Annotated in this window: 13 protein-coding genes; 9 read left to right on the top strand and 4 right to left on the bottom strand. The window is 59.4% G+C overall.

Features of this window, described 5'->3' with window-relative positions:
- Nucleotides 1-130: 130 nt before the first annotated feature.
- A complete protein-coding gene (metH, locus tag AC0T4W_RS08785; protein ID WP_476323531.1) occupies nt 131-3853 on the top strand; it encodes a methionine synthase in 3723 nt (1240 codons plus the stop codon).
- Nucleotides 3854-3963: 110 nt separating this feature from the next.
- On the top strand, nt 3964-5292 hold the full coding sequence (locus AC0T4W_RS08780) for a leucine-rich repeat-containing protein kinase family protein (protein ID WP_476318588.1): 1329 nt from the start codon (nt 3964-3966) through the stop codon (nt 5290-5292).
- Nucleotides 5293-5808: 516 nt separating this feature from the next.
- Here the strand turns inward: AC0T4W_RS08780 and AC0T4W_RS08775 are convergent.
- Together AC0T4W_RS08775 and AC0T4W_RS08770 are read right to left on the bottom strand one after the other, a co-directional pair.
- Nucleotides 5809-6828: an IS110 family RNA-guided transposase gene (locus AC0T4W_RS08775; protein ID WP_476318586.1), complete on the bottom strand. Its 1020-nt coding sequence runs from the start codon at nt 6826-6828 to the stop codon at nt 5809-5811.
- Between the two features lie 188 nt (nt 6829-7016).
- A complete protein-coding gene (locus AC0T4W_RS08770) occupies nt 7017-7421 on the bottom strand; it encodes a MerR family transcriptional regulator (protein WP_476318584.1) in 405 nt (134 codons plus the stop codon).
- Between the two features lie 67 nt (nt 7422-7488).
- Between AC0T4W_RS08770 and AC0T4W_RS08765 the strand changes: the two genes are divergently transcribed.
- From AC0T4W_RS08765 to AC0T4W_RS08750, 4 genes are read left to right on the top strand one after another with little or no spacing between them, the layout of a single operon-like run.
- Nucleotides 7489-8223, top strand: a complete 735-nt coding sequence (locus tag AC0T4W_RS08765; protein WP_476318582.1) for a cation efflux transmembrane domain-containing protein — start codon at nt 7489-7491, stop codon at nt 8221-8223.
- The gene (locus AC0T4W_RS08760) at nt 8224-8667 is read left to right on the top strand and encodes a disulfide bond formation protein B (RefSeq protein WP_476318580.1); all 444 of its coding nucleotides are present in this window, start codon (nt 8224-8226) and stop codon (nt 8665-8667) included. It abuts the gene before it with no gap.
- On the top strand, nt 8664-9308 hold the full coding sequence (locus tag AC0T4W_RS08755) for a DsbA family protein (RefSeq protein ID WP_476318578.1): 645 nt from the start codon (nt 8664-8666) through the stop codon (nt 9306-9308). The genes AC0T4W_RS08760 and AC0T4W_RS08755 overlap by 4 nt, the downstream gene beginning before the upstream one ends.
- 49 nt (nt 9309-9357) lie before the next feature.
- A complete protein-coding gene (locus AC0T4W_RS08750; protein WP_476318576.1) occupies nt 9358-9819 on the top strand; it encodes a methyltransferase family protein in 462 nt (153 codons plus the stop codon).
- Between the two features lie 264 nt (nt 9820-10083).
- Here AC0T4W_RS08750 and cysK read toward each other — a convergent pair whose 3' ends face one another.
- Nucleotides 10084-11058 (bottom strand): cysteine synthase A, encoded by a 975-nt coding sequence (cysK, locus tag AC0T4W_RS08745; RefSeq protein ID WP_476318574.1) that lies wholly within the window; start codon nt 11056-11058, stop codon nt 10084-10086.
- 123 nt (nt 11059-11181) lie between these two features.
- On the opposite strand from cysK, the gene AC0T4W_RS08740 reads away from it, so the two are divergent.
- From AC0T4W_RS08740 to AC0T4W_RS08730, 3 genes are all read left to right on the top strand, one after another.
- Nucleotides 11182-12246: a DUF748 domain-containing protein gene (locus AC0T4W_RS08740; protein WP_476318572.1), complete on the top strand. Its 1065-nt coding sequence runs from the start codon at nt 11182-11184 to the stop codon at nt 12244-12246.
- A gap of 139 nt (nt 12247-12385) precedes the next feature.
- The gene (locus AC0T4W_RS08735) at nt 12386-13231 is read left to right on the top strand and encodes an AAA family ATPase (protein ID WP_274086556.1); all 846 of its coding nucleotides are present in this window, start codon (nt 12386-12388) and stop codon (nt 13229-13231) included.
- A 131-nt stretch (nt 13232-13362) separates the two neighbouring features.
- Nucleotides 13363-14541: a vWA domain-containing protein gene (locus AC0T4W_RS08730; protein WP_476318569.1), complete on the top strand. Its 1179-nt coding sequence runs from the start codon at nt 13363-13365 to the stop codon at nt 14539-14541.
- Nucleotides 14542-14725: 184 nt separating this feature from the next.
- Here the strand turns inward: AC0T4W_RS08730 and AC0T4W_RS08725 are convergent, their stop codons facing one another.
- Nucleotides 14726-15613 carry a LysR family transcriptional regulator gene (locus AC0T4W_RS08725; protein ID WP_476318567.1) on the bottom strand — a complete coding sequence of 296 codons (888 nt, stop codon included), beginning with the start codon at nt 15611-15613 and terminating at the stop codon, nt 14726-14728.
- Nucleotides 15614-15639: the final 26 nt, after the last annotated feature.

The following is a 15639-nucleotide window of genomic DNA, read 5'->3' as shown; positions in this document are numbered from 1 at the left end:
TCTAGCTGGCGCGGGCGTACCAAAGCCAATCGGCGAACATGAGCGACATTCATGTAAAAGCACAGACCACTGCAAAAGCGTGCAGCTTTGTTATCATCGCGCATCTTTTTTTCACGCGTCCCAGGTAGTTATCTCCATGTCTCTGTCCGATCGCAGCGCCCGCCTTAAAGCACTTCAGCAAGCCCTCAAAGAGCGCATTCTGATCCTCGACGGCGGCATGGGCACCATGATCCAGAGCTATAAGCTGGAAGAAGAGGACTACCGTGGCACGCGCTTCGCCGACTGGCCAAGCGACGTCAAGGGCAACAACGACCTGCTGATCCTCAGCCGTCCGGACGTGATCGGCGCTATCGAGAAGGCCTATCTGGATGCCGGTGCCGACATCCTCGAAACCAACACCTTCAACGCCACCCAGGTGTCCCAGGCCGACTACGGTATGCAGGCCCTGGCCTATGAGCTGAACGTCGAAGGCGCACGCCTGGCGCGTAAAGTGGCCGATGCCAAGACCCTGGAAACCCCGGATCGCCCGCGTTTCGTTGCCGGCGTCCTCGGCCCTACCAGCCGTACCTGCTCGATCTCCCCGGACGTCAACGACCCCGGCTACCGCAACGTCACCTTCGACGAGCTGGTGGAGAACTATGTGGAAGCCACACGTGGCCTGATCGAGGGCGGCGCGGACATGATCCTGATCGAGACCATCTTCGACACCCTTAACGCCAAGGCGGCGATTTTCGCCGTGCAGGAAGTCTTTGAGCAGCAGGGTTTCGAGCTGCCCATCATGATCTCCGGCACCATCACCGACGCCTCCGGGCGCACCCTGTCCGGGCAGACCACCGAAGCCTTCTGGAATTCGGTGCGCCACGCCAAGCCAATTTCCGTGGGCCTGAACTGCGCCCTGGGTGCCAAGGACCTGCGCCCGTACCTGGAAGAGCTGGCGGCCAAGGCCGATACCTGTGTGTCCGCGCACCCCAACGCCGGCCTGCCGAATGCCTTCGGCGAATACGATGAAACCCCAGCGGAAATGGCCGTGGTGGTTGAAGAGTTCGCCGCTTCGGGCTTTTTGAACATCATCGGCGGCTGCTGCGGCACCACGCCTGCGCATATCCAGGCGATTGCCGAAGCGGTGAGCAAATACCCGCCGCGCGCTATTCCAGAGATTCCCAAAGCCTGTCGCCTGTCCGGCCTGGAGCCCTTCACCATCGACCGCAACTCGCTGTTTATCAACGTTGGCGAGCGCACCAATATCACCGGTTCAGCCAAATTCGCTCGGCTGATCCGTGAGGACAACTACACCGAAGCCCTGGAAGTGGCCCTGCAGCAGGTGGAAGCCGGCGCCCAGGTGATCGACATCAACATGGACGAGGGCATGCTCGATTCACAGAAGGCCATGGTCACCTTCTTGAATCTGATTGCTGGCGAGCCGGACATCTCCCGCGTACCGATCATGATCGACTCCTCCAAATGGGAAGTGATCGAAGCGGGCCTCAAGTGCATCCAGGGCAAGGGCATCGTCAACTCGATCTCGATGAAAGAAGGCGTCGAGCAGTTCAAGCACCACGCCAAGCTGTGCAAGCGCTACGGCGCCGCCGTGGTGGTGATGGCTTTCGACGAAGCCGGCCAGGCCGACACCGCCGCGCGTAAACGCGAAATCTGTAAGCGTTCCTACGACATTCTGGTCAACGAAGTGGGCTTCCCGCCGGAAGACATCATCTTCGACCCGAACATCTTCGCGGTTGCGACGGGGATTGAAGAGCACAACAACTACGCGGTCGACTTTATCGAGGCCTGCGCCTATATCCGCGACCACCTGCCCTACGCCCTGTCGAGCGGCGGGGTGTCCAACGTGTCGTTCTCCTTCCGTGGCAACAACCCGGTGCGTGAGGCGATTCACTCGGTGTTCCTCTACTACGCAATCCAGAACGGCCTGACCATGGGCATCGTCAACGCCGGCCAACTGGAAATCTACGACGAGATTCCCAAAGAGCTGCGCGACCGCGTTGAAGATGTAATTCTCAACCGCACGCCAGAAGGCACCGACGCCCTGCTGGCCATCGCCGACAACTACAAGGGCGACGGCAGCGTCAAGGAAGCCGAGACCGAAGAGTGGCGCAGCTGGAGCGTGGTCGAGCGCCTCAAGCACGCACTGGTCAAGGGCATCACCAGCCATATCATCGAAGACACCGAAGAGTGCCGCCAGCAGTGCGCGCGGCCGATCGAAGTGATCGAAGGCCCGCTGATGAGCGGGATGAACGTAGTCGGCGACCTGTTTGGCGCCGGCAAGATGTTCCTGCCCCAGGTGGTGAAATCTGCGCGCGTGATGAAGCAGGCGGTCGGTCACCTGATCCCCTTTATCGAGCTGGAAAAAGGCGACAAGCCGGAGGCCAAGGGCAAGATCCTTATGGCCACGGTCAAGGGTGATGTGCACGACATCGGCAAGAATATCGTCGGCGTGGTGCTCGGCTGCAATGGCTACGATATCGTCGACATGGGCGTGATGGTGCCAGCGGAGAAAATCCTGCAAACCGCCATCGCCGAGAAGTGCGACATCATTGGCCTGTCCGGGCTGATCACCCCGTCCTTGGATGAGATGGTGCATGTCGCCCGCGAAATGCAGCGCCAGGGCTTCCACCTGCCGCTGATGATCGGCGGCGCGACCACTTCTAAAGCTCATACCGCAGTGAAGATCGAGCCCAAGTACCAGAACGATGCGGTGGTTTACGTCACCGACGCCTCGCGCGCGGTGGGTGTGGCCACGCAGTTGCTATCCAAGGAACTCAAGGCCGACTTTGTCGAGCGCACACGCCTGGATTACATCGAAGTACGCGAACGCACCGCCAACCGCAGCGCCCGTACCGAGCGTTTGAGCTACGCCAAGTCGGTAGAGAACAAGCCCAAGTTCGACTGGGCGACCTATCAGCCGACTGTGCCGAGCTTTACCGGCGTTAAGGTGCTGGAGAATATCGACCTCAAGGTGCTGGCCGAGTATATCGACTGGACGCCGTTCTTTATCTCCTGGGACCTGGCCGGCAAGTTCCCGCGCATCCTCACCGACGAAGTGGTGGGTGAAGCCGCCACGGCGCTGTATGCCGACGCCCAGGAAATGCTGAAAAAGCTGATCGACGAAAAACTCATTAGCGCCCGCGCCGTCTTCGGTTTCTGGCCCGCCAACCAGGTGCAGGACGACGACCTGGAAGTGTATGGCGATGACGGCAAGCCCCTGGCCACCCTGCACCACCTGCGCCAGCAGACCATCAAGCCGGACGGCAAGCCGAACTTCTCCCTGGCCGACTTCGTTGCACCGAAAGACAGCGGCATCACCGATTACGTGGGCGGCTTTATCACCACCGCCGGCATCGGTGCCGAGGAAGTGGCCAAGGCCTACCAGGAGGCCGGCGACGACTACAACTCGATCATGGTCAAGGCCCTGGCCGACCGCCTGGCCGAGGCCTGCGCCGAGTGGCTGCACAAAGAGGTGCGCACCACCTACTGGGGCTACGAGCCAGACGAGCAGCTGAGCAACGACGAGCTGATCAAGGAAGCCTACAAGGGCATCCGCCCCGCTCCCGGCTACCCGGCCTGTCCGGACCACACCGAGAAGAAGACCCTGTTCACCCTGCTCGACCCAGCGGCCGAGTTCAACAAGGCCGGTGCCAGCGGTGTGTTCCTCACCGAGCACTACGCCATGTTCCCGGCGGCTGCGGTGTCCGGCTGGTACTTCGCCCACCCCCAGGCGCAGTACTTCGCCGTCGGCAAGATCGACAAGGACCAGGTGGAAAGCTACACCGCGCGCAAGAAGCAGGACCTCAACGTCAGCGAACGCTGGTTGGCGCCGAACCTGGGTTACGACAACTAAACACAGGGCAGCGGGCGACAGCCCGCTCAACCCACATCCGCCGTTTTGACACCTTTTGCCAGCCCAATAGCACTGGGGATTGTTCCCACTGCACGAGTCCTAGCGCCTTTATGCACAGCCTTGAACAACTTCGCAGCGGCGAGCTGGCCGGCATTACTCGGCTAGACCTGTGCTGCAACCTGACCGACTTCCCAGAGGAAATTTTCTCTCTGGCCGACAGCCTCGAAGTGCTCAACCTCTCGGGCAACCGCCTCAGCGCCCTCCCCGCTGACTTAGCGCGCCTGCATAAGCTGCGCATTGTGTTTTGCTCAAACAACCTGTTCACCTCAGTGCCTGAGGTATTGGGCCGCTGCACGCAGCTAGAAATGATCGGTTTCAAGAGCAACCGCATTCAGCTCCTGCCCGCTACGGCACTGCCGCCCGCGTTGCGCTGGCTGATCCTGACCGACAATCAACTCCAGCAGCTACCGCCTGAGTTAGGTGACTGTGCGCACTTACAAAAGCTGATGCTGGCGGGCAATCAGCTCCGCGCGCTACCCGAAAGCCTGGCCAAGCTGCAGCGCTTGGAGCTGCTGCGCATTGCGGCTAACCGCCTAGAGCATCTGCCAGCATGGCTCACGCAATTACCCGCCTTGTGCTGGCTGGCCTTTGCCGGCAATCCATTCAGTGACGCCAGCGAAACTGCAACTCTTCAGCAACACCCACTGCCAACCATCGCCCGCGACACCCTTGAGTTGGGTGAAATACTCGGCCAGGGCGCCTCGGGGATTATCCACAGTGCGACCTGGCAGCAGCCCAACCAGCCGGCACAGGCCATGGCGGTCAAACTGTTCAAAGGTGATGTAACCAGCGACGGCCTTGCCCACAGTGAGATGGCCGCCTGTATAGCAGCCGGTAAACACAACAACCTGATCAGCGTTGCCGGCCCACTGGAAGCACTGCAGGACGCTCCGCCCGGCCTGCTACTGGAGCGTATTGCGCCAAGCTTCCAACCACTGGCCGGGCCACCCTCACTCGCCAGCTGCACGCGCGACTGCTACGCCGAGCAGCGTCGTTTCTCCATGGCAGAAGCCACGCGCATTTTGCGCGACACAGCAGCGGCCGTCGTGCACCTGCATCAACGCGGCATCCTCCACGGCGATTTATATGCCCATAACCTGCTGGTCGACCCCGCCGGGCAAACCCTCCTGGGTGACTTCGGCGCAGCATCGTTTTTTGACCCACAGAGCAAAAGCGGAATCGCCCTGCAACAACTTGAGGCCCGAGCCTTTGCCTGCCTGCTGGAGGAGTTATTAGTGCGCTGCAACAAAGACGACCAGCCCCCTCGACAAACTCGCTTGTGGCACCTGCATACGCGCTGCAGCCACCCGCAGCCTGCAGAGCGTCCGTTGTTTGACGAGATTCAAGCGTGCCTGCAAGGCTGTGTTTTGGCTCAATAAGCCTCACGCTGGCGACTGCTAAAGGTCGGCCAAAAGTAACCGCTGAGAAACTCGTTGTAGGATGGTGTTGAGCGCAGCGATACCCATCATCGCTGAATAGACGGAATAGACATGCAGGGCAATATCAGCAGCATGCTTTGTTTCAAGGGGCGCAACTGGATAATGTGGCTATTAGGCTTCCAAGGTCGCTAGCCTTATCGACGACATGATGGGTATCGCTGCGCTCAACCCATATATGGACTCCTCCCGTTTTGCCAGTGAAATACACATCCAACGAACCTAGGTACGACTGCTTCCGTATATCCGGCTTCTAATAAGGCGTTGGGTGCCTTGAGCCATGATGAATATCCGCTCATGTGTTCCTGATCGCCCTAGCGGCCTTGGTTTACAGAGGGCCTGTGGGTAAAGCAGGTTTTACACATGCCGGCTCGACCGGTTCGTCATCACTGCATGTCACTGTGCAATCGTGGTGGATCTTCTACGGTGTCACTTCATTCCTGCTTGGGTACTTCAGGTTTACGCCTCGGCAGGTTGATAGTCTTCCCCCTTGCTGAGGATCGCCCAGATGATCCGAGCATTCTTGTTCGCCAGGGCGACCGTGGCGATATTTGTGTTGCGTCGACACTGCAACTGCTGCAGCCAGGTGCTGCGTCGATCCGTCTTTTCCTTACAGGTCTTCAGCACCGCACGAGCGCCATGGACCAATAACGTGCGCAGGTAACAGTCACCCTTTTTGCTGATGTGCCCCAGGCGTTCTTTGCCGCCACTTGAATGCTGGCTCGGCACCAGCCCCAGCCAGGCCGCGAACTGTCTGCCCGAACTGAACTGCCGTGCATCGCCCACTGCCGACACCACGGCAGTCGCGCTGATCGGGCCAACGCCCTCCACCTGCAGCAAACGCTGGACACGCTCATCCGTCTTAACCTGACGGTGAAGCATGCTGTCCAACTGTTTGACTCGCTCATCTTGCCCCTGCAGCTCATCACGCAAGAGCTCCAGCATTTCGTGCAGCTCGCCCGGTAATGTCTGGTGTTCGTCCAGCGCCTGCTGCAACAACGCGCGGGTAGCAGCTATTCCCTGGCGACTCGCGACCAAACCGAACTCGCCAAGCAGGCCACGTATCTCGTTAACCAACGCTGTACGCGCCCTGATTAACCGGCTTCTGATCCGGTGCACCGACTGCCCGACTTGCTGCTCGGCACTCTTCACCGCGACATAACGCATCGTGGGTCGGCTGGCAGCCTCGCAAATCGCCTCCGCGTCGTTGGCGTCGTTCTTACCACTCTTGACATAGGGCTTGACGAACTGCGGCGCAATCAACCGCACTTCATGCCCCAACTTGCCCAGCTCGCGCGCCCAGTAATGCGAGCTACCACAGGCCTCCATCGCCACCAGGCACGGCTCTTGTTGGCGGAAAAAATCCAGCATCTGTGAACGCTTGAGCTGCTTACGGCATTTCACTTGTTCGTGGCTATCTACACCGTGAACCTGAAAAAACTGTTTTGCCAAATCGATGCCGATTCGCTTAAGTTTCATGGTGACTCCTCCCTTCGTGGCTGTTTGGTTGTGACAACCTCAGTCTGGCGCATAGACGCCGTAGGAGGGAGGAGTCCATCTCATTGCCCTACGCGCTGCAAAGCGGTCGTGCCACGTAGATCAATTACCTAGACGAGCAGTAAGCGGCGGCTTACGACCCAAAGCTGACACTCATAGGTATGCATGGATTAGTGACAAGACAGGGCATCGATTATTCGGCATTGCTCAATCACACCGCCCTGACAGCAAGCGATCAGTTTTTCCAGCTCGGCCTCCAGAGCCACGAGGTCACGGATGCGCGCACGTACTTGATGCAGTTGTTCACCCACTTTGGCATCTACCGCAGCGCAAGAAGCATCGCGCTGATCGGCAAATCCCAGTAGTTCGCGCACATCATCCAGAGTGAAACCCAGTGAGCGGGCTCTGCGGATAAACAGAAGGCGGTCACGCTCGCTATACGTATAAATGCGATAGCCCGAAGGCGTGCGCCCGGCCGAGGGCAGTAGGCCCAGTTGCTCGTAGTAGCGGACTGTCACCGCCTTGGTGCCCGTCGCCTTGGCCAACTGGCCAATGGTGTAATTCGCCGTGCTCATCGATGCTTGACCTTATAGCCGCTATAACCTTCATCCTAACCGTATTCAGCTCACCCGAGGATCGGTTATGGACAGCTGCTGCGAAGACAAGGCAAGCGAACTGGCGCAGTTACGCGACCAGCAAAGCCGTGTGCTTTATATCGTTCTGGCGATCAATACCCTGATGTTTCTGGTCGAGTTTGTCGCCGGCTGGGTTATCGGTTCGACAGCGGTGCTGGCGGATTCGCTGGATATGTTCGGCGATGCCTCGGTGTATGCGCTGACTCTGTATGTGCTGCACCGCAGCGCGCGCACTCGTGCCGGCGCGGCGCTATTCAAGGGCAGCCTGATGTTACTGTTCGGCCTGCTGGTAATCGCTGACGCCATACGCAAGCTGGTGATGGGTGGCGTTCCGGAGGCGCAGTGGATGGGCCTGGTGGGCGCGGCGGCGTTGATCGCCAACACGCTCTGCTTCACACTGCTGTACCGTCATCGCAGCGATGACCTGAACATGAAATCCACCTGGCTGTGCTCACGCAACGACTTGATTGCCAATGCCAGTGTGATCATCGCCGCCATTCTGGTTGCGGCTACCGGAACCCTCTGGCCGGACGTGATTATTGGGCTGGCCATCGCCGCGCTGTTTCTGCATTCCGCGCGGCAGGTGCTTGCTGAGTCTTGGGCAGAATGGCGTCGGCATGCAGCGGTTTTGCCAAGTGCAGCGCCGCCCGCGTCCATACCCAGCGCCTGCTGCAATCCGCCGCTCAGCACTCAAGCAGAGCGCTGTTGCGGGCCATCCCCAGCCAAGGAAAAGGACGAGTAGATGAGCGTGAAAGAGCCTGTGCATTCCACCATTAGCCCCTGGGGGTTATTGCTCGCCGCATGGCTATTGGCGGTGGCCGCGACCCTGGCTGCCTTGTTTATCGGCGAAGTCATGGGCAAAACCCCATGCGTGCTGTGCTGGTTTCAGCGGATTTTCATGTTTCCTTTGGCGGTCATGCTGACTGTCGCTTGCTATCGCGCCGACTTTACCGTTTGGTGGTACGCCTTGCCTCTGGCTGTTATCGGCTGGGTAATTGCCCTGTATCACTGCCTGCTGTTCGTCGGCGTGATTCCCGAGGATCTAAAACCTTGTAGCGCCGGAACCTCCTGTTCCGGGGCCGACATGCTGATTTTCGGCAGCGTACCGTTACCGCTACTGTCCCTGGCGGCGTTCACCGCCATCGTATTGCTTCTCGCCCTGATTCGTCGGAGAACCCTTGTATGAATAGACGTACCCTCGTGCTAACCATCAGCGCAGTAATCATTGCCGGATTCGTCGCGGCGACAATGCTCTATCAGCGCTTTTCAGCGCCCCAGGAGACTCCGGTAGTCACCCAGGCAAGCAGCTCGTTGGTACGTTTCCATTCACCAATCATTGGGCCGATCAACGCGCCGGTCACCATCGTCGAGTTCTTCGACCCTTCGTGCGAGAGCTGCCGGGCGTTTTTCCCTTACGTGAAGCAAATCATGGCGCAGTATCCGCAGGACGTGCGCCTGGTCGTGCGCTATGTGCTGTTCCACCAAGGCTCGGAAGAGGCCGTGCGCTTACTGGAGACGGCGCGCATGCAGGGGCTTTACGAGCCGGTGCTGGCCGCCGTGCTGGAAGCTCAGCCGCAGTGGCATGACGACGCGCAAGCACAGAAAGCCTGGGAAGCGGCCGCAGCAGTGGGGCTGGATGTTGAGAAGGCCCGCGCCACGATGAACTCGCCAGCCATCAACGAGATACTGGCCAAAGATGCTGCGGACGTGAAGAAAGTCGGGATTCAAGGTACGCCCACGTTTTTCGTCAACGGCAAGCTTCTGACCAAGTTCGGCCCAAAGCCTCTGCTGGAGTTGGTGCAGAGCGAATTGCAGAAAGTGCGCTAAAACACCAAGACAGGCGCAAATGCCACGGCTGGTTTACTCGGGAGTTTTTATGAGCGCACTGGAAAACAAGATACCTCCGCCCATTGTGACGGCTCTGTTCGGGCTGCTGATGTGGCTGGTCGCCCGCTATGTGCCGGGCCTCGACCTGGCGCTCACGGTGCGGGTCTTGGTAGCGCTGCTCGTGTTGGCCATTGGCGTTTGCTTCAGTGTGGCCGGAGTCCTGTCGTTTCGGCAGGCGCAGACCACCGTCAATCCGCTGAAGCCCGAAACTGCATCGGCACTGGTGCGCTCGGGTATTTATCAATACTCACGCAACCCGATGTACGTCGGCTTTGCTCTGTTATTGCTGGCCTGGGCCTGCTATCTGGCCTCGCCTTTTGCATTGCTCGGGGTGCTGGGGTTCGTCCTGTATATGAATCATTTCCAGATCAGACCTGAAGAACGCGCCCTGACAACCCTGTTCGGCAGCGAATTCCATACGTATCAATCTCGGGTGCGTCGCTGGCTCTAATGCTGGTTTGCCCACCGTTTGGAGCCGCCATCTGGAAACCAGCAGTCTTCCAAGTCGATAGTTTGTGGCAACGCCCTGGAGGTTGAATGCTCGCTTTTGGCCGACTCCGGCCTATCGCGATAGGCAGACATTGGCCGATTTCAGCCTGTAGTTACCGGTCATCAACTCTGCCGAACAACCATCCCCATCGTATCTAAGCCAATCAATCAGCAACCACCCACAAAAAACCGCCAGCTTTTGGCGGTTTTCTGTGAACGCAGACCTTTACTGCTGCAATTCCTGCTCAGTAAACATATCGCTAAACAGCATACTCGACAGGTAGCGCTCGCCGGAGTCCGGCAGGATCACCACGATGGTTTTGCCTTGCATGCCGGGCTCATTGGCCAGGCGCAGGGCAGCGGCCATGGCGGCGCCGCAGGAGATGCCGCAGAGGATGCCTTCTTCGCGCATCAGGCGCAGGGCAACGGCTTTGGCGTCATCATCGCTAACCAACTCAACCCGGTCGACCATGCTCAGATCGAGGTTGCCTGGGACAAAACCGGCGCCGATGCCCTGGATTTTGTGCGGGCTGGGTTTGACTTCATCACCGGCGATGGTCTGGGTAATGACGGGCGAGCCAATCGGCTCGACTGCCACCGACAGAATCGGCTTGCCCTGGGTCTGTTTGATATAGCGCGAAATACCGGTGATGGTGCCGCCCGTACCGACGCCGGACACCAACACGTCAATCGCGCCATCGGTGTCGTTCCAGATTTCTGGGCCGGTGGTTTTCTCATGGATGGCCGGGTTGGCCGGGTTGTTGAATTGCTGCGGCATAAAATAGGTGGCCGTGTCGGAAGCGGCGATTTCCGCAGCCTTGTCGATGGCGCCCTTCATGCCCTTGGCTGGCTCGGTCAGCACCAATTCGGCGCCCAAGGCCTTGAGCACCTTGCGCCGCTCCAGGCTCATCGAAGCGGGCATGGTCAGCAGCAGCTTGTAGCCACGGGCTGCCGCAACAAACGCCAGGCCGATGCCGGTATTGCCCGAGGTCGGCTCGACAATGGTCATGCCCGGTTTAAGCACGCCGCGCTCTTCGGCATCCCAGATCATGCTCGCGCCGATGCGGCATTTCACCGAGTAAGCCGGGTTCCGCCCTTCTATCTTGGCCAGGATGGTTACACCTTTAGGCCCGAGGCGGTTAATCATCACCAGCGGGGTGTTACCGATGGCTTGTGCGTTGTCTGCGAAGATGCGGCTCATGGCGAGGTCCTTTTTCATGCGTTGCCGAGTAAGCTCACAAGCCTAAGGCCCGTTTGGGCGGCAGTCCAGCCATGCGCACAGCCGGGCAGGAAACCTATTGTTATCGGATAAGTCTGTTTCTATATGAAGAAGCGCTACCACATCCCCCTCTGGACACTCCTCACCCTGGCCATCGCCTTACTGGCGCTGCATATCGCCCTGCCCTGGCTGCTGCGCGATTACCTGAATGACCGGCTGGCCAATATGGGTGATTACCGAGGCCAGATCAGCGATGTCGACCTGGCGTGGTGGCGCGGCGCCTACCGCATCAACGGCCTGAATATCGTCAAAATCAATGGCAAGGTGCCGGTGCCACTGCTCGAAGCGCCGGCCATCGACCTGGCCATCAGTTGGCGAGCACTGTGGGAAACCCGCACGGTGGTCGCCGAAATCGCCTTCGAGCGGCCCCAGCTGAACTTTGTTGACGGCGGTACCGCCGCCAACTCGCAAACCGGTGAAGGCGTCGACTGGCGCGCCCAGCTCAGGGGCCTGTTGCCGATTCATATCAACGAGATCCGCGTAATCAATGGCACCCTGGCCTTTCGCAACTTCACCGCTAAGCCGCCGGTCGACCTGCAGGCCAGCGAAATCAACGGCCACATCCTTAACCTGAGCAACGTTAGCGTCGCGGACAATCCGCGCCCGGCCAGCCTGCAAGCCACCGCCAAGGTCTTCGAACAGGCGCCGGTACAGGTCAGTGCCAACTTCGACACGCTCGGCCAGCTGGATGACTTCGACCTGCGCTTGCGCATCACCGATATTCAACTCAAACAGCTCAACAGCTTTTCCCGCGCCTATGCCGGCTTCGATTTTTCCGCCGGCCAGGGCGATTTTGTGATGGAGCTGGATGCCCGCCAAGGCAAGCTCAAGGGCTATGCCAAACCGCTGTTGCGCGATATGGAAATCTTCAACTGGCAGCAGGATGCCGCAGCCAAGGACAAAAGCTTTTTTGCCGGGATCTGGGAAGCACTGGTAGGCAGCGGCAGTTGGGCGCTGAAAAACCAGAGCAAGGATCAGTTCGCCACCCGGATAAATATCGAAGGCGACCTCAAGACCTATGACGTCAGCCGCTGGCAGGCCTTCAAGGCGATCCTGCGCAACGCCTTCGTGCGCGCCTTCGACAGTCGCTTTGACAGTCCGGAGCCGTGACAGCTGGCCGGTGACCCGCCATTCAGTGACTGAATGGCCCGTCTGCGTTCACAGTCGCCGGGGCCGCGCGTTATAGTCCGCTTTTCAAATACTGAACCCGCAGGCTTGGCCCTGCGCGTTACCGTTCGAGGATTTACCGATGAAGTTCGAAGGCACCCAGTCCTACGTCGCCACCGACGACCTCAAGCTCGCGGTCAACGCCGCCATAACCCTGGAGCGCCCGTTGCTGGTCAAGGGTGAGCCGGGCACCGGTAAAACCATGCTGGCCGAACAACTGGCCGAATCCTTTGGCGCGCGCCTGATCACCTGGCACATCAAATCCACCACCAAGGCCCATCAGGGTCTGTATGAGTACGACGCGGTCAGCCGCCTGCGCGACTCGCAGCTGGACAGCGACAAAGTCCATGACGTGCGTAACTACATCAAGAAGGGCAAGCTCTGGGAAGCCTTTGAATCCGAGGATCGGGTCATCCTGCTGATCGACGAAATCGACAAGGCCGACATCGAGTTCCCCAACGACCTGCTGCAAGAACTCGACAAGATGGAGTTCTACGTTTACGAAACCGACGAGACGATCAAGGCAAAAAAACGCCCGATCATCATCATCACCTCGAACAACGAAAAAGAACTGCCGGACGCCTTCCTGCGCCGCTGCTTCTTCCACTACATCGCCTTCCCGGATCGCGCGACCCTGCAGAAGATCGTCGATGTGCACTACCCCAACATCAAGAAGGACCTGGTCGCCGAAGCGCTGGACGTGTTCTTCGACGTGCGCAAGGTGCCGGGCCTGAAGAAAAAGCCCTCCACCAGCGAACTGGTCGACTGGCTGAAATTGCTGATGGCCGACAATATCGGCGAAGCCGTGCTGCGCGAACGCGACCCAACCAAAGCCATCCCGCCGCTGGCCGGTGCCCTGGTGAAGAACGAGCAGGATGTGCAGCTGCTTGAGCGCCTGGCGTTTATGAGCCGCCGCGCTAGTCGCTAAGGCTTCGCTCCCCTCTCCCGCTTGCGGGAGAGGGGCCGGGGGAGAGGGTTGCCGCCTGTATCACCCTCTCCCTAACCCTCTCCCTCAAGGGAGAGGGAATTGTCCCCCCGTATCCCTGAGGGCACTTTTGTATGCTGCTCAACCTATTCAATGAAATGCGCGCCGCCAAGGTGCCGGTGTCGGTGCGCGAGCTGCTCGACCTGATCAACGCGTTGAAACACAACGTGGTGTTCGCCGATATGGACGAGTTCTACTACCTTTCGCGCACCATCCTGGTCAAAGACGAGCGGCATTTCGACAAGTTCGACCGCGCGTTCGGCGCCTACTTCAAGGGCCTGGAAAACCTTAACCAGCACATCGAGGCGTTGATCCCAGATGAGTGGCTGCGCAAGGAATTTGAGCGTTCGCTGACCGACGAAGAACGCGCCAAGATCGAGTCCCTCGGCGGCCTGGACAAGCTGATCGAGGAGTTCAAAAAACGCCTCGAAGAGCAGAAAGAACGCCACGCAGGCGGCAACAAGTGGATCGGCACCGGCGGTACCAGCCCGTTTGGCTCTGGCGGCTACAACCCGGAAGGCATTCGCGTGGGTGATGCGGGCAAACGTCAGGGTAAGGCGGTCAAGGTCTGGGACCAGCGCGAGTACAAGAACCTCGATGATCAGGTCGAACTGGGCACGCGCAATATCAAGGTGGCCCTGCGCCGCCTGCGCAAATTCGCCCGCCAAGGGGCCGAAGACGAGCTTGATCTGAGCGGCACCATCGACCACACCGCGAAAGACGGCGGCTTGCTGAATATCCAGATGCGCCCGGAACGGCGCAACGCGGTGAAACTGCTGATCCTGTTCGACATCGGCGGCTCGATGGACGCCCACGTCAAGGTCTGCGAAGAGCTGTTCAGTGCCTGCAAAACCGAGTTCAAGCATATGGAGTATTTCTACTTCCATAACTGCGTGTACGAGTCAGTGTGGAAGAACAACCTGCGCCGCACCAGCGAGCGTTTCTCCACCCAGGACCTGCTGCACAAGTACGGCGCGGACTACAAAGTGGTGTTTGTCGGTGACGCGGCCATGGCCCCTTACGAAATCACCCAGGCCGGCGGCAGCGTCGAGCATTGGAACGAAGAGCCGGGTTACGTCTGGATCAAGCGCTTTATGGAGAAGTACAAGAAGCTTATCTGGATCAACCCCTACCCCAAGGACAGCTGGGGCTACACCGCTTCGACCAATATCATGCGCGAGCTGCTGGAAGATCAGATGTACCCGCTGACTCTGCAGGGCCTGGAAGACGGGATGAAGTTTCTCTCCAAGTAAAACAAGCGGGCCCAGCGGGGCCCGTTTTGTTTCGCTATGTCCCAGATATGTGTTGCGCGGCTGCTCTGTTTCCCCCACAGAGGGAGACGGAACCAAACCGCACCATATACCGCACCCTATGCAGGAGCGGTCCATGACCGCGAAAGTGTCTGATACTCGTGCGGTTCGCGGGCATGGCCCTCACCTACAAGGAATTGCTGCTAGCGGTCAGGCAGTCAACCAATGCCGCAGCAAACCCCGATAACAATTCGCGTTTGCGCACACAAACCTTCAAGTCTCGCTGCGCCCAGGGCTCTTCCAGCTCAATCACCGCCAGCGACGCGCCAGCAGTTACCGCGCTGCGCGGCACCATGCCAATACCAACCCCGGCGCTGACCATGCGGCACACCGCTTCGAAGCTGCGCACCTGAATCCGCACCTCAAGATGTCGCCCCAGCGCGGCAGCGGCATTCATGGTAAAGGTGTGAATCGCCGACCCGGAATGCAGCATTACAAAGGGGTAATCCAGCACCTGGGCAAACAGGCTGCTGGCCTGCGTTGCCAGTGGATGATCAGTTGGTGCAATCAGCACCAGCCGATCCGCCCGGTAAGGGATCAGCTCAACTTCAACGTCCGCAATCGTCCCCGCCACCACGCCAACTTCCACCTCGCCGCGCGCCACCGCCATCAGCACATGTGGGCTGGTGTGCTCCTCCAAGGAGATACTGACCTGCGGATGATGCTGCAAAAAGGTCGCGAGGCTGTCGGGTAGAAAGGTATGGGTAGCGTGGGTATTGGCCCACAGGCTGACATGCCCGCGTACGCCTTTAGCGTAGGGCGTGAGGTCGGCATGCATCTGCTCAAGCTGGGCAAACACCTGGCGTGCATGGCGCAACAACGCCTCACCGGCACGGGTCAGGCTAACGCCACGCGGCTCACGCAGCAGCAGCGGCGTGCCAATCGACGCTTCCAGCACGCGCATGCGATGGCTGGCCGAAGACGCCGCCAGATGCACGCGCTCGGCACCTCGGGTTAAATTCTTCGCTTCGGCAATGGCGACAAACAGACGCAGGTCAATCAGGTCGTAGTGCATAGCGTTGGTTAAATCCGAACGATCAC

It is taken from the genome of Pseudomonas sp. C7.1 (assembly GCF_056312395.1).
Note: the sequence above shows the minus strand (reverse complement) of the source record. Positions and strands in the feature narration are given on the sequence as shown.

Coding starts and splice junctions, on each gene's coding strand:
- AC0T4W_RS08740 (WP_476318572.1), top strand. CDS start 11,182: ATGAAGAAGCGCTACCACATCCCCCTCTGGACACTCCTCACCCTGGCC.
- AC0T4W_RS08770 (WP_476318584.1), bottom strand. CDS start 7,421: ATGAGCACGGCGAATTACACCATTGGCCAGTTGGCCAAGGCGACGGGC.
- AC0T4W_RS08760 (WP_476318580.1), top strand. CDS start 8,224: ATGAGCGTGAAAGAGCCTGTGCATTCCACCATTAGCCCCTGGGGGTTA.
- AC0T4W_RS08735 (WP_274086556.1), top strand. CDS start 12,386: ATGAAGTTCGAAGGCACCCAGTCCTACGTCGCCACCGACGACCTCAAG.
- AC0T4W_RS08780 (WP_476318588.1), top strand. CDS start 3,964: ATGCACAGCCTTGAACAACTTCGCAGCGGCGAGCTGGCCGGCATTACT.
- AC0T4W_RS08755 (WP_476318578.1), top strand. CDS start 8,664: ATGAATAGACGTACCCTCGTGCTAACCATCAGCGCAGTAATCATTGCC.
- cysK (WP_476318574.1), bottom strand. CDS start 11,058: ATGAGCCGCATCTTCGCAGACAACGCACAAGCCATCGGTAACACCCCG.
- AC0T4W_RS08765 (WP_476318582.1), top strand. CDS start 7,489: ATGGACAGCTGCTGCGAAGACAAGGCAAGCGAACTGGCGCAGTTACGC.
- AC0T4W_RS08750 (WP_476318576.1), top strand. CDS start 9,358: ATGAGCGCACTGGAAAACAAGATACCTCCGCCCATTGTGACGGCTCTG.
- AC0T4W_RS08730 (WP_476318569.1), top strand. CDS start 13,363: ATGCTGCTCAACCTATTCAATGAAATGCGCGCCGCCAAGGTGCCGGTG.
- AC0T4W_RS08775 (WP_476318586.1), bottom strand. CDS start 6,828: ATGAAACTTAAGCGAATCGGCATCGATTTGGCAAAACAGTTTTTTCAG.
- AC0T4W_RS08725 (WP_476318567.1), bottom strand. CDS start 15,613: ATGCACTACGACCTGATTGACCTGCGTCTGTTTGTCGCCATTGCCGAA.